This window comes from Pseudoalteromonas sp. GB43 (assembly GCF_054923805.1).
Window position 1 is genome coordinate 1,753,699 of the sequence record NZ_JBPCHJ010000001.1, and the last position, 21,727, is coordinate 1,775,425.

General features: G+C 42.0%; 20 protein-coding genes and 4 pseudogenes. 13 read left to right on the forward strand and 11 right to left on the reverse strand.

Annotated elements, in window-relative coordinates; genetic code table 11:
* Nucleotides 1–47: 47 nt before the first annotated feature.
* On the reverse strand, nt 48–953 hold the full coding sequence (locus ACRWSG_RS08420; protein ID WP_194442876.1) for a DUF808 domain-containing protein: 906 nt from the start codon (nt 951–953) through the stop codon (nt 48–50).
* A gap of 113 nt (nt 954–1,066) precedes the next feature.
* Here ACRWSG_RS08420 and ACRWSG_RS08425 point away from each other — a divergent pair, with 113 nt between their 5' ends.
* The 4 genes and pseudogenes from ACRWSG_RS08425 (at nt 1,067) to ACRWSG_RS08440 (ending at nt 4,268) form a co-directional block, all read left to right on the forward strand.
* Nucleotides 1,067–1,354, forward strand: coding sequence for an MliC family protein (locus ACRWSG_RS08425; protein ID WP_054554672.1), 288 nt, complete (start codon nt 1,067–1,069; stop codon nt 1,352–1,354).
* 85 nt (nt 1,355–1,439) lie between these two features.
* Nucleotides 1,440–2,905 (forward strand): annotated as a pseudogene (gene ubiD, locus ACRWSG_RS08430) (4-hydroxy-3-polyprenylbenzoate decarboxylase).
* 87 nt (nt 2,906–2,992) lie between these two features.
* Nucleotides 2,993–3,706 carry an NAD(P)H-flavin reductase gene (gene fre / locus ACRWSG_RS08435; RefSeq protein WP_462166064.1) on the forward strand — a complete coding sequence of 238 codons (714 nt, stop codon included), beginning with the start codon at nt 2,993–2,995 and terminating at the stop codon, nt 3,704–3,706.
* 145 nt (nt 3,707–3,851) lie between these two features.
* On the forward strand, nt 3,852–4,268 hold the full coding sequence (locus tag ACRWSG_RS08440; RefSeq protein ID WP_054554669.1) for a CBS domain-containing protein: 417 nt from the start codon (nt 3,852–3,854) through the stop codon (nt 4,266–4,268).
* Between the two features lie 9 nt (nt 4,269–4,277).
* Here ACRWSG_RS08440 and add read toward each other — a convergent pair whose 3' ends face one another.
* The 8 genes and pseudogenes from add to cyaY all read right to left on the reverse strand — a co-directional run bounded on the left by add (nt 4,278) and on the right by cyaY (nt 13,899).
* Nucleotides 4,278–5,279: an adenosine deaminase gene (gene add / locus ACRWSG_RS08445; protein WP_054554668.1), complete on the reverse strand. Its 1,002-nt coding sequence runs from the start codon at nt 5,277–5,279 to the stop codon at nt 4,278–4,280.
* Nucleotides 5,280–5,382: 103 nt separating this feature from the next.
* On the reverse strand, nt 5,383–8,079 hold the full coding sequence (locus ACRWSG_RS08450; RefSeq protein ID WP_462166065.1) for a CHASE domain-containing protein: 2,697 nt from the start codon (nt 8,077–8,079) through the stop codon (nt 5,383–5,385).
* 30 nt (nt 8,080–8,109) lie between these two features.
* On the reverse strand, nt 8,110–9,219 hold the full coding sequence (locus tag ACRWSG_RS08455) for a heme biosynthesis HemY N-terminal domain-containing protein (RefSeq protein ID WP_462166916.1): 1,110 nt from the start codon (nt 9,217–9,219) through the stop codon (nt 8,110–8,112).
* Nucleotides 9,216–11,036 carry a uroporphyrinogen-III C-methyltransferase gene (locus ACRWSG_RS08460; RefSeq protein WP_462166066.1) on the reverse strand — a complete coding sequence of 607 codons (1,821 nt, stop codon included), beginning with the start codon at nt 11,034–11,036 and terminating at the stop codon, nt 9,216–9,218. The genes ACRWSG_RS08455 and ACRWSG_RS08460 overlap by 4 nt, the downstream gene beginning before the upstream one ends.
* A gap of 1 nt (nt 11,037) precedes the next feature.
* Nucleotides 11,038–11,977 (reverse strand): annotated as a pseudogene (gene hemC, locus ACRWSG_RS08465) (hydroxymethylbilane synthase).
* A gap of 36 nt (nt 11,978–12,013) precedes the next feature.
* Entirely contained in the window at nt 12,014–12,901 is an 888-nt protein-coding gene (locus ACRWSG_RS08470) for a DUF2914 domain-containing protein (RefSeq protein ID WP_235373329.1), read from the reverse strand.
* 21 nt (nt 12,902–12,922) lie between these two features.
* Complete coding sequence (locus ACRWSG_RS08475) at nt 12,923–13,579, reverse strand: alpha/beta hydrolase (protein ID WP_235373327.1); 657 nt, start codon at nt 13,577–13,579, stop codon at nt 12,923–12,925.
* Nucleotides 13,576–13,899: an iron donor protein CyaY gene (gene cyaY, locus ACRWSG_RS08480; RefSeq protein WP_054554661.1), complete on the reverse strand. Its 324-nt coding sequence runs from the start codon at nt 13,897–13,899 to the stop codon at nt 13,576–13,578. The genes ACRWSG_RS08475 and cyaY overlap by 4 nt, the downstream gene beginning before the upstream one ends.
* Nucleotides 13,900–14,047: 148 nt before the next feature.
* Here cyaY and lptM point away from each other — a divergent pair, with 148 nt between their 5' ends.
* The 8 genes and pseudogenes from lptM (at nt 14,048) to ACRWSG_RS08520 (ending at nt 20,205) form a co-directional block, all read left to right on the forward strand.
* Nucleotides 14,048–14,227 (forward strand): LPS translocon maturation chaperone LptM, encoded by a 180-nt coding sequence (gene lptM / locus ACRWSG_RS08485; RefSeq protein ID WP_138598962.1) that lies wholly within the window; start codon nt 14,048–14,050, stop codon nt 14,225–14,227.
* Nucleotides 14,228–15,481, forward strand: coding sequence for a diaminopimelate decarboxylase (gene lysA / locus ACRWSG_RS08490; RefSeq protein ID WP_462166068.1), 1,254 nt, complete (start codon nt 14,228–14,230; stop codon nt 15,479–15,481).
* 64 nt (nt 15,482–15,545) lie between these two features.
* Complete coding sequence (gene dapF / locus ACRWSG_RS08495; RefSeq protein ID WP_462166069.1) at nt 15,546–16,376, forward strand: diaminopimelate epimerase; 831 nt, start codon at nt 15,546–15,548, stop codon at nt 16,374–16,376.
* On the forward strand, nt 16,373–16,984 hold the full coding sequence (locus tag ACRWSG_RS08500; protein ID WP_054554657.1) for a DUF484 family protein: 612 nt from the start codon (nt 16,373–16,375) through the stop codon (nt 16,982–16,984). The genes dapF and ACRWSG_RS08500 overlap by 4 nt, the downstream gene beginning before the upstream one ends.
* Nucleotides 16,981–17,934: a tyrosine recombinase XerC gene (locus ACRWSG_RS08505; protein ID WP_194442868.1), complete on the forward strand. Its 954-nt coding sequence runs from the start codon at nt 16,981–16,983 to the stop codon at nt 17,932–17,934. The genes ACRWSG_RS08500 and ACRWSG_RS08505 overlap by 4 nt, the downstream gene beginning before the upstream one ends.
* A 12-nt stretch (nt 17,935–17,946) precedes the next feature.
* Nucleotides 17,947–18,655: pseudogene (locus ACRWSG_RS08510) on the forward strand (HAD-IA family hydrolase).
* Between the two features lie 67 nt (nt 18,656–18,722).
* Nucleotides 18,723–19,835: a retropepsin-like aspartic protease family protein gene (locus ACRWSG_RS08515; protein WP_199529881.1), complete on the forward strand. Its 1,113-nt coding sequence runs from the start codon at nt 18,723–18,725 to the stop codon at nt 19,833–19,835.
* 9 nt (nt 19,836–19,844) lie between these two features.
* Nucleotides 19,845–20,205 (forward strand): annotated as a pseudogene (locus ACRWSG_RS08520) (HopJ type III effector protein).
* A gap of 14 nt (nt 20,206–20,219) precedes the next feature.
* On the opposite strand, the gene ACRWSG_RS08525 reads toward ACRWSG_RS08520, so the two are convergent.
* Entirely contained in the window at nt 20,220–20,627 is a 408-nt protein-coding gene (locus ACRWSG_RS08525; protein WP_462166070.1) for a GNAT family N-acetyltransferase, read from the reverse strand.
* 27 nt (nt 20,628–20,654) lie between these two features.
* Nucleotides 20,655–20,960, reverse strand: coding sequence for a DUF6482 family protein (locus tag ACRWSG_RS08530; protein WP_138618770.1), 306 nt, complete (start codon nt 20,958–20,960; stop codon nt 20,655–20,657).
* A gap of 80 nt (nt 20,961–21,040) precedes the next feature.
* On the opposite strand from ACRWSG_RS08530, the gene ACRWSG_RS08535 reads away from it, so the two are divergent.
* Nucleotides 21,041–21,727 (forward strand): pseudouridine synthase, encoded by a 687-nt coding sequence (locus ACRWSG_RS08535; protein WP_054554685.1) that lies wholly within the window; start codon nt 21,041–21,043, stop codon nt 21,725–21,727.

Sequence of the window (21,727 nt, forward strand, 5' to 3'; positions counted from 1 at the left end):
AAAGGTAACAAATAACTCCCAACCAGTATACTTATAAATAACAATTGTTACCGAAAAAATCTCTTATAGATAATTGTCATTAAAACGACGATCCCCCCAGCAACAACGCCCAATAAACCATCAAATATAATCGGCGTAGCCAGCTCCCCAGTTTTGCCAACTAAATCCGTTACAAACTCGGTGCTACCTTGCTTGGCGTGATGCAAAACAGGGATCCCATGTACCAATATGCCACCACCAACTAAGAACATAGCAACCGTTCCTGCAAAGGCTAAAAAGCGCATTAACTTAGGCGCTGCAGCAAGTAAAAACTTACCTACAAGCTCTTTAAACTTACCGCCACTTTGCTGCGCTTTTTGCAGTAAATACAAACCAGCATCATCAAGTTTAACAATCCCAGCAACTAACCCATACACGCCAATGGTCATAATAATTGCGATTACACTGAGCACTAAAGCTTGATTAACCAGCGTTGCGCCAGCAACCGTACCTAGCGTTATCACTATAATTTCTGCAGAGAGGATAAAATCAGTACGGATTGCTCCTTTGATTTTTTGCTTTTCGTATTCTTGTAAGTCTTGTTGTTCAACCACACTTTCATCTTCTTGTTGAGCGTGACCAAACAGCTTTTCGATAATTTTCTCTGCACCTTCAAAACACAAAAACAGCCCGCCAACCATTAACAGCGGAGTGATTAACCAAGGCAACCAAACACTAATCAATAACGCTGCGGGCACTAAGATGGCTTTGTTGATAAACGAGCCTTTTGCTACAGCCCAAACCACTGGCAACTCTCTATCGGCAGTTACCCCTGTAACTTGCTGAGCATTAAGCGCGAGGTCATCACCTAACACCCCTGCTGTTTTTTTTGTTGCGACTTTACTCATCGTCGCAATGTCGTCTAAAAGTGTTGTAATATCATCAAGTAAGGTTAGTAAATTTGTGCCTGCCATGGTTTTTCCTTGCCCATTAAATACACTATCAACATAACTTATCCTGCCATTTTCACCAACGGTTAATTTTTCTTTGTTAGGCTTATAGCTCATTCAAAAATAGAGGTGTTTCTATGATTAAACCACTTCTCTCGGGGCTCGCTTTAGTTACCTTGTGCGCATGTGCTGAGCAAAGTGCACCGAGCAACTATCTGTGCGATGAGACCCTCAGCGCCAGTATCGTTGAGTACAATGATGAGGAAGCCAGACTGACATTTAAGGAGAGTGAATATTTACTCAATCGCCAAGTAAGCGGCTCTGGGGTTAAATACAGTGCCGATAATGTGCTGTTTTGGTCTAAAGGCGATGAAGCCATGCTGATTTTAAGAGGTAAAAAGTACCAATGTAGCTTAACCCAGTAATAGCAAAAGCTTTCGTGGCTAAATTAGCTTAATCAGTGGTTTTGAGTATAATAGCGACAGTTTATTCAGCGTTTAAGCGGCTATAATGAAATACAAAGATCTTCGCGAATTTATCGAGTTATTAGAACAAAAAGGTGAGTTAAAACGGATCAAACAAGAAATTGATCCTTACCTTGAAATGACCGAAATTGCCGACCGTACGTTACGTGCAGAAGGCCCTGCTCTGTTATTCGAAAACCCTAAAGGTCACACCATTCCCGTTCTTGCTAACCTTTTTGGTACGCCCAAACGTGTAGCGATGGGTATGATCAAGATGATGTCAGTGAACTGCGCGAAGTTGGTAAGTTATTAGCTTTTCTAAAAGAGCCTGAGCCACCAAAAGGCATTAAAGAGGCACTAGGGCAAATCCCAGTATTCAAACAAGTACTGAATATGCCAGCTAAAGAAGTAAAAAAAGCGCCTTGTCAGCAAGTTATACTTGAAGGCGATGATGTTGACTTAACTAAGCTGCCTATCCAACATTGCTGGCCGGGTGATGCTGCTCCCTTGATCACATGGGCTCTAACGGTTACCAAAGGGCCTTATAAAAAGCGCCAAAACTTAGGCATTTACCGTCAGCAGCTATTGGGTAAAAACAAAATTATTATGCGTTGGCTATCGCACCGCGGTGGCGCATTAGATTTTCGTGAATGGTGTAAAGAGCACCCAGGCGAACCTTACCCTGTATCTGTCGCATTAGGTGCCGACCCTGCGACAATCTTAGGCGCTGTAACACCAGTACCAGACACCCTAAGCGAATATGCATTTGCTGGTTTACTACGCGGTGGTAAAACTGAAGTTGTTAAATCGGTTTCAAATGACCTACAAGTGCCTGCTACCGCAGAGTTCGTGCTTGAAGGTTATATTATGCCAGGTGAAACAGCACCAGAAGGCCCTTATGGCGACCACACAGGTTACTACAACGAAGTAGACGAGTTTCCGGTGATGACGGTCACTCACATTACACATCGTGAAAACCCAATTTATCACAGCACTTACACTGGCCGTCCTCCAGATGAGCCAGCAGTACTCGGGGTTGCATTGAACGAAGTGTTCGTACCAATTCTGCAAAAGCAATTCCCTGAAATTGTAGATTTTTATCTACCACCTGAAGGCTGTTCTTATCGTATGGCTGTGGTCACGATGAAAAAACAATACCCAGGTCATGCCAAGCGCGTGATGATGGGGGTGTGGTCTTTCTTACGTCAATTCATGTATACCAAGTTCGTGATTGTTTGCGATGATGATGTAAACGCACGTGATTGGAACGACGTGATCTGGGCCATAACAACGCGTATGGACCCTGCTCGCGATACGACGATGATCGAAAACACGCCAATTGATTATTTAGATTTTGCATCGCCAGTTTCGGGCCTTGGCTCAAAAATGGGCATGGATGCAACCAATAAATGGCCAGGCGAAACAGATCGTGAATGGGGTGAGCCCATTGTTATGGATCCAAAAATCAAAGAACGTGTTGATGAATTATGGGACAGCTTAGATATTCTCTAGGCTGTGACTATGTTAAACTGCTCAAAATTTAACGGTTATGAGTGCGATTCATAACCGAATTTGCTTCTGTGCTTATAAAGGTAAACTATGCAAACATTACTCGCTGACGTTGTTGCGATCAGCCCGCTTACAGACCATGTACATAAGGTCATTTTGAAACCACAGCAACCTGTGTCATTCGAGGCAGGCCAATATATGCAACTTGTATTAGGCGAAAAAGATAAGCGTGCCTTTTCTATTGCAAGCCGCCCTTCACAAACTGACCAAATTGAACTACATATTGGTGCCGCAGGTGCTGATTCGTATGCAATGCAAGCGCTTGATCATTTACGTCAAGCACATACAGAGCAACAGCAAGTTAATGTTGAAGTGGGTTTAGGTGTATCACAGCTGCGAGTTGAGGGTGAGCGCCCAATTATTCTACTTGCTGGCGGTACTGGTTTTTCTTATGCCAAATCAATGGCTGATCACCTTGCTGAAATTGGCTGTGAGCGCCCTGTATTATTTTACTGGGGTGTTCGTGAGCAAGCTGCGCTTTATGCTCATGATGAAATGCAAGCATGGGCAAACAGCAACCCACATTTCCAATACATTCCAGTGGTTGAAAATGCGCCGCAAAGCTGGACTGGCAAAACCGGTTACGTCCACAAGACCGTTATGGAAGATATAGTGTCTTTAGAACCATACGATATTTACATGGCAGGCCGCTTCGACATGATTGGCGTGGTTCGCGATGATTTTATTAACCATGGTGCGGTACGTGAGAACATGTACGCTGATGCATTTGCATTCATTAAATAACTAACTCATACAGATTATTTTTAAGGCATCCAATTGGATGCCTTTTTTATTTGTTTTACCTATCGCCTTAATCCGTCTAAACGATTTCACAAACTGCATTTCCTTGACCATACTCTGTTTAGAATAACGATGGGGAGAGACCCAAATGCTAAATACAAAAGTACAAGACTTTATGCAACGTAAGTTGCCACACATTACGCCTGAAACTGAAATGACCACCGCGATTAGCGAGCTGCAAAAGTTTAAATTACTAGGCGCACCTGTATTCGATGACAACAAAAGTTTAGTTGGCTTTATTTCAGAACAAGAGCTGCTGCAACCGCTCATGCAAAACAGTTATTTCTGCGATGGCGTGGTAAAGGTAAAACAACTCATGCGCACCGATGTTGTTACCGTGAGTAGCGATCAAAATATCATTGAGTTGGCTGATGCCATGAAAACGGGTAAGCCAAAGAATTACCCAGTTATCGAGGGTGGTAAGGTTGTTGGCATGATCAGCCGAGGTGACGTGCTCAAGGCATTATATGAAAACTACGTTTCATGCCAAGAGCACCAAGTATAAGTTAGCTGCTTAACGATTAGCAGCTAACTGTTTTAAAGCCGCTTTATCTGCATCGCTTAAATAAGCAATTTCAAGCGCATTAGCTTGCGCTTTTTCCATATCGGCTTGGCTTAACCCTGCCGCAGGTGCTGCTACTTGATACTCATACGCTATTTCAATACCTTCAACGGCCGGATCATCAGTATTAATCGATGCCAAAATACCATGGTCTAAGAAGGTTTTTAGCGGGTGTTTTGCAAGCTCAGCAACAGTACTGGTTTGAATGTTACTGGTTAAGCAAGACTCAATACCAATGCGCTTATCACGTAAGTAATCCATTAGTGCAGCATCTTCAATTGCTTTTACACCATGACCAATACGCGTTGCACCAAGCTCGTTAATTGCTTGCCAAATGCTTTCGCTACCGCGTGCTTCACCGGCATGAATCGTGGCAGCTAAGTATGCATCATGAACTTGTTTAAAGTGATCAACAAATAGCTCACCCGGGAAACCAATTTCATCGCCAGCTAAATCAACCGCCACTAAATCATTTTTAAAAGCAAGTAGCGCATCAAGCTCTTGCTGACAGATTTTGGTGCCATATGTACGCGACATGATGCCGATTAAGTTAGCTTTAATTGGCGCGTTTTGGCACGCACTTTTTACACCATCAACCACCGCTTCGACAACTCCTTGCGGGTGTAAGCCTTGGCTTTGCGCCATATAATATGGACTAAAACGAAGCTCAACGTAATCGAGGTTTTGGGCAATCGCATCTTCAACGTTTTCGATAGCAATACGACGACAAGCATCGTAATCACCCAGTACTTTTACACCCCAATCAAGCTTTTGTAAAAATGCCACTAAATTTGGTTCAGGGTCGATAACCTGTACGTGCGGAATAAGCGCTTCAATGTTGTCAGCAGGTAATTCAAGATTAAACTGACGACCAAGGTCTAAGATCGTTTGTGGGCGAACATTACCATCTAGATGACGGTGAATATCAAGCAAAGGGAGTTTGTTATTGATCATAATTAGCACTCAGGTTCAGTAAATTTGCGCGGATCATACGTACCCACGGCGATATTTCAAGTTTAGATGATTTTATTTACTTTTTTGAGGTCAAATGTCTGCTTTAATGGCCGCTAGCATTATGCAAAAAATGCCACAAGGTTTTAAAAAGTTTATCAGCATCAATTGGTTTAGTTAAATAACCATTCATACCACTGGCTAAACCTTTCTTAAGATCATCATCGTGGGCATTTGCCGATAAGCCAATAATCGGTAAATCGGTGATCAGTAACTCGTTGCGAATAACCTTAGTCGCTTGTAAGCCATCCATATTCGGCATTTGAATATCCATGAGTACAAGGTCATAGCTTTTTTCACTGATCATCTTAATAGCCTCGTGACCATCTTTAGCGATATCAGGTTGGCAACCTTTAGTTTTTAAAATCGAACTCGCCACATGTTGATTCAATGGGTTATCTTCAACCAATAGAATTGTATCGCCAGCAAATGAAACAGCTGTCACATCGATATCAGCTAACTCATCGTCGCTATGAATCACCTCTTCAAGAGGGGACTCAAATGGCAGCGAAATTGTAAACGTTGAACCTTGCCCCTCAGAGCTACTGAGGCTTATCTCGCCTCCCATCATAACAATGAGTTTTTGGCAAATACTCAAGCCTAAACCTGTGCCACCAAAGCGACGAGAGGTTGAGCTATCGGCTTGTGAGAATGGTTTAAACAGGCGCTGCTGCGCCTCTTTACTGATGCCGATGCCAGTATCAATAACACTAAAGTAAGTAAATTCACCCTGCTGCCAAATACGTAATGTAATCATGCCTTCTTGAGTGAACTTCACCGCATTGTTTAACAGGTTTAATAATACTTGTTTTAAACGAATTGGGTCGGTGTGGATCAATAAGTGCGCAGATGCATCAAACTCAACTCTAAATTCTAAAGAACGTGAGTTAAGTTCAAACTGCAATAAGTTAGTCAGTTCATTAACCAACGCATTCACATCGATGGGTTCTTGATGTAGCTCCAATCGCCCCGCTTCTATTTTAGAAAAATCTAAAACATCATTGATTACCCGTAATAGTACATTCAATGCACCATCGGCTTGATCAATATAACCACGGGCTTGTTGCCAGTCAGGCTCTTGCATTGCTAAATAATGCAAACCTTTTATACCATTAATAGGTGTGCGTATTTCATGGCTCATATTCGCCAAGAACTCACTTTTAATTTGGCTGGCTTTATCGGCTTTTAGTTTTTCTTCGCGAAGGCTTTGAGTTTGTTTCGCTACTTGCTGACGAATTTGAATATTAGTACCGGTTACTGAAATCAAAAATGTGATCAATAACCAAACAAACAGCATACCGACTATTTGCGCTAGCCAATAAGGCAGCCATGACGACTGCGCTACTGACTCCCATAATTTCACCTGCCAAACGCGCTCGCCAATAATAAAATTAAAGCTCGCAATAGCGGTTGTACCAACACGGTGTGGGCTGTAAATCTCGACAGGGTTACTACCATCGGTAACATCAAAAAAACTGGTTTCAATCTCAGTATTTTGATTAAAATTTAGTGTTTGTGCCAGCAACTCTAAATTAACCACAGCAACAACATAACCCCGAAAGCCGACCTGATGATTAATGTCTGAATAAACAGGGTTGAAGAATAAAACGCCCTTTTCGTTACCATCACCTTGCATCAAAGTAATAGGCTCACTGACGGTGACATTTTTAATTAACCGAGAATCAGTTAACGCTTGTTTACGTAACTCGCTTGAAGCCAAATCAAAGCCTTGCGCTGGTTCGTTCCCTACTAATGGATGAATATATTGCACCGGAAAATAGACTGCTCGCTTACTTACCGGCTGCCACTGTCCTGCAGCATTTTTTTCTTTCACGTAGTAATCAGCACCCAGTTCATCACGCAGTAGACTTTGATAGTTATTTAGTTGTGAGTGAATAACTTTAGGTGCCCACTCAAGGGCAAGGATTTCTTTGCTATATTGTAGTTGCCTTGTTGTAAAACGCTTAAATTCATCAAAATCAACCATGTCACTACTAGCAAAAAAAGTAGCTAATAAAGATAAATGCGATTTAATTTCATCAACTTGGTGTTCAAGATTAGTATGAATTGCACTGACTTTTGCTTGCTGGCGCTGTAAGTCTTTGTCTTTTTTTACACTGGCTGCACCATAAAAGCTGACACAAATAACCACATAAATTAATAACGACGGCACAATGATTTGCAGCCGTTGACGAGTGTGGTGGTAACTAAATGCCGCTAAAATTAATGGTGTGAAAATCAGCACCCCAATGCTGTCGCCAATCCACCATGCGATAAAATTATTAAGCGCCGCATAACTCGGAATAACATTATTAATGACCAATAAGCCGGTGCCAATTGATGCTGCAATCAAGCTACACAAAGGGCCACCTATCATTAAGCCAATCATACTTTGCTTTAATGACGATAACTCAATCGGGCGTTTAACTACATGAATTATAATGTAATAGGCAAGCCAAGCCTGAAATGTTGATGCACTTGTCACACCAATAGCTTGCAACATCATTTGCCAGTGAAAAATATCAGTGACTTTATCAAGGTGAATAAGGTTTACAAAGAACGCCCCTAGCAAAACTCCTAGCAGAGCACGATTTCGAAGCAGTAAGATACTGGCAAGCGCAATACCTGCAGGCGGCCACGCTGCAACCGCATAACCATCAATCGCCAGCAAAGAATTACTTAAATACCCTGTAAGAAAGTAAGCAAGTGCAATACTTATTGTCAGTGTAAATAAGTTTTTCAAGCCATTGCTCCTTTGCCGGCTGAAGTAAAATTATTGATAGAGTACCAATGCTTTTTCTGGTTGGGCACTCTTACTATAACTAAGAACCGCTTGCTGCAAATAGGCATGGCGGTTATCAGCATTAAGCGCTTTATCAAACACCCGCGCAGCTAAGTCATATTCACCATGCGCATTTGCTAAGCATGCAAGGGCTAATAGTAAATCTGTATTTTCGGTATCTTTTTTTAATACATCCTGCAAACTTGATTGCAACTTGAGTGCATCGCCAGCGCTACTAGTACGTAAAATACATGCTAAGTCTTTATGTTGCAGCGGTTTTTTTATCATTTTAATTAAGCTTAGCTCAATTTTGTTTAACTCACCTGCCTTCGCCATCGCCGTTAAATAGCTTACCTCAGCATGTGGTTTCAGGTTTTTGGCTAATTGCTCATAACGCTCAGTTAAATCTCCGTTTGATTGAGCTGCAAAGTAACTATCAAAAAGTTGTTGCCACTCTTGCTCTGAAAGTGTTTTCTTGCGCAATAAACGCGGCATAAAGTCATTCAATGACGCCCACTTTTGCTCTTTTACCAATACATGGGCATACATTTTAAGCTCTAAACTCGTGGCTTTTTTGCGCTCAGCTAACGCTTTAAGGTCAGCAAAAATGGTGCTGGTTTCACCGCTAGCAATCCATAAATTAGCCACTTTTAACTGCTTATCCTGGCTTATTTTATCAAGATAACTAACCGCTTTTTCGCTCTCATTATTAGCTAATGCCGCTTTAGCAAGAAGCGCATAACGTATATCGCTCCACTTATCTGCAACACTATTGTTATCAAGTGCAAGCTCAAGCTGTGCATAATCGTTATTAATTAAGCTCCATACACCTTGCTCAATAGCCGCTTGTTTACGCTCTTCACTGCGCGCAAAAAAGCCATGGCGTGTATGGCTATATAAAGATATTACGTAACGGCAAAGCTTATAAAGTAAAAACAGTGCAGCGAATGCTAATATTAAAAGTGCTGTGATGCCCCAAATAGTCCCTTCAATGGTTGTTTTATTAAAGGCAATTAGTACATAACCCTTTTGATCTATAAAAAAAGGGGCAATCCCTAAGCAGACTGCTATTGCAATAATGATTAATAAAAAGCGGATTATTGTGCCCACTCCTTCACCTGCTCAGTACTTTGTAGTGACACTTTTGGACTAAAATCGAGCTGCTCTTTCGAAAGCTCAGCAAGACTTTTTAAGGCCGCTTTTGTTTGCGCATCATCTTGCTTAAAGTAATCTTTTACCAAGCTATGAGCAGCATCAACAGCACTAAAATACACACTACTTTGTTTACTTAATACCGCATCTTGCGCTTGAGCTAAGTATAAACTTAAGCGCTGTTTTACTAGGTGACGCTCTTGCTCACTTAAAAATGGTGCGATAACCATATCTTCACGTGTGCGCACTGTAACAAAGAAGTCTTTAAACTGCTGCCACGACTTCGCAAGGTTTTGACGCCACTCACTGACATTTTCACTTAGTTGATTTGGGTCTTCTTTAACGACTTCTTCAGGGAGTGAAATAGCATTAAATACCAGTACATCAACTTTTTGATTAATGCCATGTAGTTTTAAATAAATTGCCTCAACAGCAACAGGTTCTATGGCATTCAAGGTTTGTAAATCTTGGTGAATTGCTTGGCGAATAGCGCCTGTACCCGGGTGTTCTGCAAGTAAGCTATCTAAGCGAGATAACACAGCAGCAGCCCCTTGGTAATCGTGCTCTGCCCACAATTTAAATTCGGTCATACGCTGCAAGCTTGTGACTTCTTGCGGATTAAGCGTGAAAGTTTGCTGCTCGGCGCGCTTTAAAGCCGCTTGTAATTGCTGCTGTGTTTGCTCAGCACTTTCATTTAGTGCATCAGTGACCTTTTGTTCACTACTATAAAGCGAGTGCTGCATTGTTTGTTGGGCACTTTTTAATGCATCAATTTGCTGCTGTAAGCGAAGGTTTTCATCTGTCAGCTCAGTCAATGCCACAGCCGATTGCTGATCGCTATTTAATTTTAGATAAAACTCATAGCCAACTGCACAAGCCACTAAAAGTGAAATAAGTAACGCTAAGCTACCTGTTTTGCTGATGCCTCTTTTAGCTTGTACAGGCGCTTTAGCCCCAGTATTTGCCGTTTGCGCTTTTTTCTCTGGCTGTGCAGTCACTGGCTTTGCGGGTTGTTTTGATTCTGCTTCACTCATTTTGCTACCTTGCTGATTAATGCAGGTGAACATAGCGTTGTCGCTCGCCCCTGCAGCAATATATATCTGTGTTCTTACGACATTTTGTTGCTTTAAATAGTCTGCGATACGCTCACTGGCAACGAAAAATTGTCGCTCTTTCAACCATGCAAGCTGAGGCTCATTTAAACCATTAAAAATGGCATCCACCGCTGCATTACTGGTAATGACTATACCTTCTACATCAATTGTTTGCCAGTGGTCCATCCACTTGCCCGGTTCGCTCTCAATTGCGCTTCGCTTGTAAACAACCAATTGATTTAATAAAGCACCACGTTGTTTTAACGTTTTTGCTATGGTCGTGCGTCCACCTTCACCTTTCACTAAAACAATGTTACTTAGTTCAACATCTTGTAGTGTTTTTAATTCAAGCAGACCTTCTGAATCATGCTGTTTGGGCACTGCGGCTCGTCGCCCAAAGGCTTCATAAACCGCATCAGCCGTTTGCTGACCGACCGCATAAAGTTGCGCTGCTTTGTTGATGGTTGGTGTGAGTTTTAACAAGGCATGCACGGCATCTTGCGAGATAAAAATGATTTTATCGGCATTTTCTAGCGGCGCGAGCTCACTACTATTTACTGTGAGGTAATCTAAGGTAAGGACTGGGCACAGGGTTGTTTGATAACCCGCCTGCTGAAGCTCAAGAGCAAGCTCAGTGCCTTTTCCTTCTGGACGAGTTATCAAAATATGCATATTAAGCGTCTCTATATACTTCAGCTAAAATTTTATCAGCACCTTGCTCAAGTAGCTTTTCAGCAAGTGTAATACCTAACTGCTCTGCGTCAGCCACTGGGCTTTGTCACTTCATCACGTAGCATTTGGCTACCATCAATAGCGCCCACTAAACCACGTAAATGCACTTGCTCACCATCGACCAATGCAAATGCACCAATAGGTACTTGGCAACCACCTTCTAAACGGCGATTCATAGCACGCTCGGCATTAACACGAATGCGTGTTTCATTATGTTCAAGTGGCGCTAACAGTGCTTTTGTTACTTCATCATCAATACGGCACTCAATACCCACAGCACCTTGACCATTTGCAGGTAATGATACCTCTGGCTCGATAAAAGCTGTAATACGCTCTGGCATTTCTAAACGAATTAGACCCGCTGCAGCTAGGATGATTGCATCATATTGTCCATCATCTAGTTTTGCTAAACGCGTATTAACATTACCGCGTAAGTCACGAATGTCTAAATCAGGGCGCGCTTCGCGAATTTGGCATTGGCGGCGTAAGCTTGATGTACCAACAATAGCGCCTTGAGGTAACTCATCTAAACTCTTGTAGTTATTTGATACAAACGCATCGCGTGGGTCTTCACGTTCACAAATTGTGTGTAATGCTAAACCTTCAGGAAACTCAACAGGCACATCTTTCATTGAATGCACCGCAATATCTGCGCGACCATCAAGCATGGCTTGCTCAAGCTCTTTTACGAATAAGCCTTTACCACCAATCTTGGCCAGTGGTGTATCAAGGATAATATCGCCTTGTGTCGACATAGGAACCAACTCTACCGTTACGTCGTCATGGAAGTGCTCTAGTTGAGCTTTTACAAATTCAGCCTGCCATAAAGCAAGTGCACTTTTACGGGTCGCGATACGAACTAGTTTTGTTGTCTGTGTCATGAAAAATCCAATTAATTATCAGGCTGATACTAAATATTACTCAGCTAAAATTCTAAATTCTTTTTGGGCCAGTAAGTTGCCATCTGCGTCAATAACTTCAACACGCCAATCACCCAGTTGCTCTGGCATGATGTTTTTCGTTGAATAAGTACGAAAACGTGGACTGCTTACGGCCAATTCAATCGAAGCAAGCTGTTGGTCTTGGTAATACCATTGGTGACGAACAGTTTGTCCCTGCATATTTCTAAGCTCGCTAAAAAAGCTCAGGCTACTGCTAATTTGCGCTAATTTTACATCGTTTTTTAAAACGTTTACTGGTTCTCGATCAACAACATCGGTAGTTAATACTGCGCGGCTTACTTTATCTGTGTCTATTTTTGCGCCAATTGCGACACTGGCAATATGTGCTGACCGTGAAAACTGCTGCTGAGCATCAGGTGCTGCTGCATTTTCAACTTGCTGTTCAGTTTGTGATGCTTCTTCATCAGGAATAACGGCTAATGTTTCAGGTTGTTGCTCATCAATAACCTCTTCACTGTCGATCTCAGCCTCTACTGATGTAACGTCAGGTTCTACAATGTTTGAGCTCACGACCTCTGCTTTAGCTGTTTCTGTGTTATCAGCCAGCGGTGTTTGCTCATTCATTGGCGGTGCGACGATTTCTTTTGGCTCTTCTTGCTCAGCGTCATTCAAAGGCGCTTGTAGCTCAGCATTTGCAAACTCTGATTGCGGCTCATCTTGCGGTGATTGCTCTGCATTTACAGCGCCAATAAAGCTATACACTAATATAGCCAGCGCAACTAAGATAACACTGCTAACCATAAAGATGCGTCGCCAATGCCATTGATAAGTCACTGCCGTCGGCGCTGAATTAACTGGTTCAACGGTATTCATATTTGCTGTAATTACAAGTTTCTTTGTCATGTTAACCTCTAAAACCAAAAATTAACTCAAGCGAGCAATTAACCACTCTCGAATAGCCATCAGTTCTTCACCACAAACTTGGTGCGCCATCGGATAGTCTTGCCAGCTTACTTCCATGTTATTTGCGCTAAGCACGTCAAATGCTTGTCTGCCTGCGCTATGCGGTACCACATCGTCAAATCGACCATGTGCCATAAAAATGTTTAACCCCTGCTGCTTGGCTTCATTGGCAAATTTTGCAGGCACACACATGTAGGTTGAAAGTGCCATTACACCCGCTAATTTAAAATCTAGACGTGGCGCTAAGTGCAGCGATACCACACCCCCTTGCGAAAAACCGGCAAGAATAATTTTGTTAGGAGCGATACCTTTTGCAATTTCTTGGTCAATAATTGCAGCCACTTTTGCAGCAGATTCACGCACTCCTTGCTCATCAGCACGCTTATCTAAATCCATCGATTTAATATCGTACCAAGAGCGCATTGCCATACCACCATTTAAGGTGACCGGTTGCACTGGCGCATGTGGAAACACAAAACGCACACCAAGCTCTTTTGGTAGAGCAAGTTGCGGTGCAACTGGGGCAAAACCATCACCTGAATCACCTAAACCATGTAGCCAGATAACCGTTGCTTTGTGATCACCTTGCGCTGGATATTCAACAAACTCTAAACTCATAGTTCAGAACGCCATTCAATTGTTTGACCTGCTTGGCGAGTTGCCGCATCACACATAAATTGCCAAAACTCTGCACCTGAGCGGTTATCAATCCACTTATCGTCGCGTAGTTCAAAATGGTGACCGTTAAATTTAGTCGCTACCCAAACTTGGTGTAATGGTGCTTGCTTGTTGATCACTATTTTACTGCGATCAGGAAAGATGATTTCTAAAATACCTGACGCTGATTCATAGTCTAAATCGGCATCACATTCATCGATTTGCTCTTCAATAGTTAGCATTAATGCATCGGCTAGTGTGTGGTATTCATGATCAGTCATTTTAGTGTCCTTTAACTGGCTTTAAGCCTAGATCTGGGGGCAGATTGTGTACATCAAGTGTAACAGGAATAAATTCATCCGCGAATAGCTGCATTTTTTAAATATTCTGTTACTCTGCGATTATAAAGCCAGCAACCGTATTAATCTAATGAAAGAGACTCATAGCCAAAAATTAAAAACCATTTTACCTCTAAGCGCCCTTCTAGTAACCCTAGCAGGTTGCGGACAAAGTGGTGCTCTTTATCTGCCAGATGATACTAAGCCGCCTGCAAAGTCTCAGCCACAAGCTGATCCATCCGAACAACCAGAGCAAAAACAGGACCAATAGATGGACTTTTTTAACTACAATAATAATCAGCTGTTCGCTGAAGACATCGCTGTCAAAGAGCTTGCCGAACAATATGGTACGCCTTGTTATATCTATTCTCGCAAAACCTTTGAACGTCATTATTTAGCATTTGCAGACGCTGCTAAGTCACATAATAGCTTGGTGTGCTATGCCGTAAAAGCCAACTCAAATATTGCCGTGCTGAATATTTTAGCGCGACTTGGCTCAGGTTTTGACATCGTTTCAAAAGGTGAGCTTGCACGCGTTATCCAAGCAGGCGGAGACGCAAGTAAGGTTGTGTTTTCTGGCGTTGCAAAAACCGCTGACGAAATTACTTATGCACTTGAATTGGGGATCAAGTGTTTTAACGTTGAGTCAGTGGCTGAGCTTGAACGAATTTCAAAAGTGGCAACGGATTCTAACTTAGTGGCACCGATTTCGATTCGCGTAAACCCAGATATAGATGCAAAAACGCACCCTTATATCTCAACCGGTTTAAAAGAGAATAAGTTTGGTATTGATATTCAAACTGCAGTGACTGTGTATCAACATGCAGCATCACTACCCGGTTTAAAAATTACCGGTGTAGATTGCCACATCGGTTCGCAGCTAACGGAAATAAAACCTTTCTTAGCAGCACTTGAAAAAGTACTGACTCTTATCGAAGAGTTAAAAGCGGTTGGCATCAAGCTAACTCACCTAGATATCGGTGGTGGTCTTGGCGTGCCTTATAATGGCGAAACGCCTCCTCATCCAAGCGAGTATGTTGATAAAATTACCGCTCGATTAGCAGACTACCAAGATTTAGAACTTATTTTTGAACCTGGTCGTGCGATTGCAGCCAACGCAGGTATTTTAGTTACTAAAGTTGAGTTTATTAAACAAAACCAAGATAAGTTCTTTGCTATTGTTGATGCTGGCATGAACGATATGTTGCGTCCATCGCTGTATCAAGCTTGGCAAAGTATTGTGCCAGTTGAACCTCGCGCAGATGATACACCTACTCACAACTACGATATTGTCGGCCCAGTTTGTGAAACCGGCGACTTTTTAGGCAAAGACCGTGAGCTTGCACTTCAAGCCGGTGACCTATTAGCGCAGCGCAGCGCTGGCGCGTATGGTTTTACCATGAGCTCAAATTACAACTCACGCCCGCGTGTTGCAGAGATTATGGTGGATGGTCAGCAAAGCCATTTAATTCGCCAACGCGAAACCTTAGAAAGCCTTTGGCAAGGTGAGAAAATTTTACCATAAACGTTTTTATAACAGCCCTGCTCTGTGGCATGATTAGCTCAGAGCAAACCCGAATTAGAGCGTTATGTTAGTTAATTTTTCAAAAATGCACGGCCTAGGTAATGACTTTGTCGTTATTGATAACATTACTCAAAATGTTTTTTTATCACGTGATCAAATAAAGAAGCTGGCAGATTGCCATTTCGGCATTGGCTTCGATCAACTGCTTATGGTTGAAGCCCCTTACTCTCCTGATCTCGATTTTCATTATCGTATTTTCAATGCCGATGGTAACGAAGTTGAACAGTGCGGCAACGGCGCGCGCTGTTTCGCCCGCTTTGTACGTATGAAGGGCCTGACCAATAAGCATAAAATTTCGGTTTCAACAAAATCTGGTAACCTCACGCTTTATATAGAGAAAGATGGTCAAGTAACGGTAAATATGGGCCACCCTAATTTTGAACCGAACAAAATTCCATTAAAAGCCAGCAAGCGTGAGCTGACCTATATTCTTCGCACTGAAGAACACACAGTATTTAGTGGCGCAGTGTCGATGGGTAACCCACATTGCGTGTTAGAAGTTGATGACATTCATACCGCAGAAGTCACCACCTTAGGCCCACTCCTTGAAAATCATGAGCGTTTTCCACAACGTGCAAATGTTGGTTTTATGCAGGTAATTTCGCAAGATCACATTAAACTAAGAGTGTGGGAACGTGGCGTTAGTGAAACCTTAGCCTGTGGTACAGGTGCTTGTGCTGCGGTCGTGGTTGGACAAATTCAAAGTAAACTTGCTAATACCGTACAAGTTGACTTACCCGGCGGCAGTTTACAAGTACGTTGGCAAGGCGAAGGCCACCCTGTACGAATGACAGGCCCTGCTGAGCATGTTTTTGATGGACAAGTGGCACTATGAGCAAACTAACAGAACAACAAATTGCTGACTATTTAAAAGCACACCCTGATTTTTTTATCAAAAACCCGGATGTTCTCGCTGAAGTTGAACTACAACAACAAACGGCGGGAGCAACGTCTTTGGTACATATTCAACAGCGCCAATTACGTGAACACAATACGTTATTAAAAAATAAGATTGAGCAGCTCGTTGAACAAGCAAAAGAAAACGAGTTAATTTACCGCTTATTTAGCGACTGTCATCGTCAGTTATGGACTAACTACGACTTTACGACACTGGCTAGCAATTTGCGCAATATTATCTGCACTAATCCATCCATTAACGAATGCCACTTAGTTAAGTACGATAAAAAGTTTGATGAATTAATTGCTCATCGCCTGCAAAACGACGGCATTTACTTGGGTCGAGTAAGCCAACAAGAAAGAGACTTACTGTTTTCAGACACGACTCAATCGACTGCTTTATATCTAATTGGTAACACGAAACACCCTGTGGCAATTTTGGCGTTTGGTAGTGATGACGTAAATCACTTCGAACCGGCAAAAGACAGCTTTTTTGTCCTTGAGTTTGTGCGATCATTGCAACTGCGCTTATTGGAACTTGCATGAGCGATGTGACGACGCCAGACATTAATGAATTAAGTGATGCTTGGCGAACACCCATCCAACTATTTGCAGACTACTTACGCTACGAAAAACAATACTCAGCGCACACAGTAAACCAATATACGAGCCAGCTAGGCTTCGCAGCTTTGTACTTTAGTAAACTATGTGAAGACTGGTTTGCTGTTCAAGGTGAGCATATTCGCCGTTACAGCATGCAAATGCGCAGCAAACAATTGAGTGGTCGCACAATCAGTTTAAAACTGAGTTGTATTCGCAGTTTATATAAATTCTTAAAAGCCAAAAATATAGCCAGTCAGGCATATTATCACAATCCGGCAGAGGCCATTAAAGGGCCAAAATTTTCCAAGCCTTTACCCAAAAATTTAGACGTAGATCAAATGGCTAAGCTACTAGAACTGCCAGATGATGAGCCTTTAGCTATTCGTGACAAAGCTATGATGGAATTAATGTACTCTTCGGGTCTGCGCATTAGCGAGTTAGTTGGCGCTAACATACAAGATATAAACCCGACTGAAGGCGAAATTTTAGTCCGTGGTAAAGGTAACAAAGAACGCTTATTACCTGTAGGCAGCAAAGCGCTCAGTGCATTAAAAGCATGGCTGAAAATTCGCCCTCAATTTGCACATCCTGATGAAATAGCCGTGTTTGTTAGCAGCCAAAAAAAGCGAATTTCCGTACGCCAAGTTCGCTTACGGATGCAAGAATGGGGCATTAAGCAAGGGATCAGCTCACAAGTGCATCCGCATAAATTGCGTCACTCATTTGCATCACATATTTTAGAATCATCAGGGGATCTGCGTGCCGTACAAGAACTGTTAGGACACAGTAGTTTGTCTGCAACTCAAGTTTATACGCATTTAGATTTTCAGCATTTAGCTAAAGTGTACGATAACACCCATCCACGCGCTAAAAAGCGCTCAACATCAGAGTAAACCCTTGTCATTATGATCCGATTTAACCGTGCCCTATCGCCAGTTTCTGTTTTAAGTTTTGATTTAGACGACACACTTTACAACAACCATCCGATCATAAAATCAGCCTTGCAAGCACAAGCTGATTACCTCGAGGCATTAGACCAATGGCCAGCCGATAGCATGAGCTACTGGTTAACATGCCGCGATAAAGCTTTAAAACATGATGCGACTTTAATTGATGACGTTACGCGCTGGCGACAAGCAGCATTACACTATGCCATGACCGATCTGGGTTTTTCAGCAGAGCAAGCTCAGTTGCATGCCGAAAATGCTTATCAGGCATTCGCTGATGCCCGCAGTCAAATAACCGTTACTGATGAAGTACTTGAATTACTTAATAACCTCAGTAAACACTACCGGCTCATCGCCATCACCAATGGTAATGTCGAAGTAGAAAAGTTTAACCTTAATGGTGTGTTTGAGTTAGTTTTACAAGCATTCACACGGAAAAGCGAAGCCGCACAGCACCTTGTTTGATAGCGCAGCAAAGCAGTTAGAGGTTAATCATAAAGAAATTTTGCACATTGGCGATAGCCTAGATACTGATGTACAAGGTGCCAATAATGCTGGCTGCCAAAGCGTTTGGCTTAATAACCAAGCAACGCAATATCGTTATCAAGGATTAGCAGATATTGAGATCAGTAATATCATGGCGCTCAATCATTTAGTTAAAAAGTAACGACTTTAAAAAATGTGTTTTATGCTGAGTAAGTAAATAACAAAGATTAAATGATTGGGCAAAACGGATGAATGCTTTTCTTAAATTAATATTGCTATGCTCTCTTAGCTTAAACGGTTACTTTATTTGGCAGCTTTTTAACCCGGCAAAGCCGTTAGAAATAGAAACTGTCGCACCAGCGCCTAAAGTACAAAAAGGCACAGCGTTACCAGCCCACTTTCAACAAGCTGTTGCGCTATTTAGCAACCAATTATTCGACAAAGCGGTTGCTGAGTACACTCAATTACTTATGAATGAACCTCGCTATGCAAGGCAACTTAAACAAATTTGGCAACAACAACTTGAGACATGGCTTTCCCATCAAAAATTCACCTTAAGTGAGCAATTTTTAACGGCCTTTTTAAATAGTCACCCTTACGATGTCACCATGCTTGAACTTGAGGCAAAGCGTTTAATAGCACAAGGTGATACCCAACAAGGTATTATCAATTTACTGGCGCTTAGCAACCAGTTAGACAGCAATGATAAGCAACAACTTAACAAACAAATAGACGAGCTAAGCAAATCCTATATTGATGAACTTATTGCAACGCAACAATGGCAAGCCCTACTTAATATTAGTCAACAATGGCTTGATTACGCGCCTGGCAACGCGCATTACTTATATAACAATGCATTAGCTAACTACCATTTAGAAGATTATGTCGCGAGCCAAATAACCCTAGATCAACTACCCGAAGATCATGACTATAAACAACAGGCTGAGCAATTACATCAGTTGATTCAACAAGCCCTCGCAGGTGTTGAAATTATAAAATTAACTGCTCGAGGTTCGCACTATTTGGTGAACAGTATCATCAACGATGATATCGAAACCGAGCTGATGATCGACACCGGCGCTAGCTTTACTGTAATTAACCAAACATTATTAAACTCGCTTAACACCCCAGCCAATTACCTTGGCACCTTACAAGTAAACACAGCTAATGGAATTGTTGAAGCACAGCGTTATCAGCTCGAGTCGTTTCAAGTCGGTCAACAACGTATTCGTAATTTTGAAGTGCTGGTAATAGAAAATCATGTTGGCTATGGCTTGCTTGGTATGAACTTTTTAGAGAATTTTAAGTTTAATATCAATCAGCAAGTGAATGAGTTAGAGTTGATAAAGAACAATTTTTAAGGACAAGCAATGACTCTTAACGAATTTCTTTCGAAATTAGCAAGCACACCGCAGCAAATTGAGTTTACCGATACCATGGCGGTCATAGACAACAATTATGACTTTACCCCAAGTGGTTTTAACAATCATGGTCCTGCTAAGCGCGGCAAATGAAAATAATGGCTCGTGTAAAATTTTTGCCTTTGCTAAGCTAAATCAACTGAGTAAACAAAACACCCTAGATTGCTTTGGCGCGTTTTATCATAATGACGTATTACACAATCCTGAAGGGCAAGACCATATGAACATTCGCACCTTTATGCTTGCCCCTGAAGCGACCCCTTTCTTAGGGATTACTTTTACCGAGCAAGACGTGCTAAAAGCGAAGTGAGTAAAAGCCAATAGTTAAAGGCTTTTTTCCATAAAATAACGGCAGCCGTCGAGTGGGTAGTTTTTCATCTCGTATTTAACTTGGTAGCCGTTTTTTTCGTAAAAGGGTTTGGCTTGGAAATCGAGCGTATCAAGTTGTGCAGTATTTGCACCAAACGCTTTAGCTTTGCTCTCTATTTCGGCTAACAACCTTGTCGCAAGCCCTTTACCACGTGTCATATCATCACACCAAAGCCAACTAATAAGCAGCCAATTGCCAAATACTTGACCATGGATACCAGCAACAACACTGTTTTGTTTATTAACGAACTTAAAGCCTAAAGGAATACGCTCGGCATTAAAATGCGCGGCGTTGAAAGCCACAATATGTTCTCTTAGCTGGTTGTTTAAATCAGCTGAGTCATCACTTTTTAATTGATACATATACTCAGTATACGCTTATATCGTTAATCAGTATAAGTGGTTCTTACCATAGGGTACTTCAAGCATGTTGCTGGCCAGCTTTTCGGGCTGACCACACATCTCATCATAAGCACTAGTGTGGCGTAAAACCATATCGCCATAACTTAGGTGATCAAGACGCTTTTGAATATGCAACGGGCTAATATCACGAATAAATTCACCTTGCTCATCAGTAACATAATACTCAACGTTATTGATCATCACAGACACCTGATACAATGCCATTTCTAATGAATGAAGGATAACCTTTTGCAGTGGTTGGTGAGCTGCAAGCTCTGATAATTTGATAGGCATGTGCATTCCTCTTTGGTGGTGGAACTATTCATACGTGATTTTGATATACTGTGATCAAATTAATTGTACAAAAATCACTCATGCCAGAAAAAGTACGACTTGCTAAATTTATTGCCCATGCGGGTGTTTGCTCTCGAAAGCAAGCATCGCGCTTGATAGATCAAGGTGAGGTAACAGTAAATGGCCGTGCCGCAAATCATATAGATCATGTTGATGAGCACGATGATGTGATTGTACTTGGCGAAAAAATTTTAGCTAAGGCACCACTCACCTACTTTGCTTATCACAAGCCTGTTGGTATAGATTGCAAATTAAATGCTGATGACCCAACAAGCCTTATTCATAGCCTGCCTAAAACCACTCGCGTTTACCCAATTGGCCGGCTCGACAAAGACTCCCGAGGTTTGTTGATTTTGACCAATGACGGTGAGTTTTGTAATCAACTGATCCACCCTGATTACCACCAACCCAAACGCTATTTAGTCACCGTTGATAAACCTCTTGATAGTGATTTTTGTAAAAAAATGGCGGGCGGTGTGCCTGTCGATAAACAAATAACCCTCCCTTGCACGGTGACTCAAGTCAGCGAAACACAGTTTTGCATCGTCTTAAAACAAGGTTTAAATCGGCAAATACGTAAAATGGCTCGTTTTTGTGGCTACAAAGTCATCGACCTTTACCGCACAGATATCGCAAAACTGTCACTCACCACGCTGAATTTGCCCGAAGGACAAATAGTCAGTATCAAAAAAAGTGACATTCTCTAA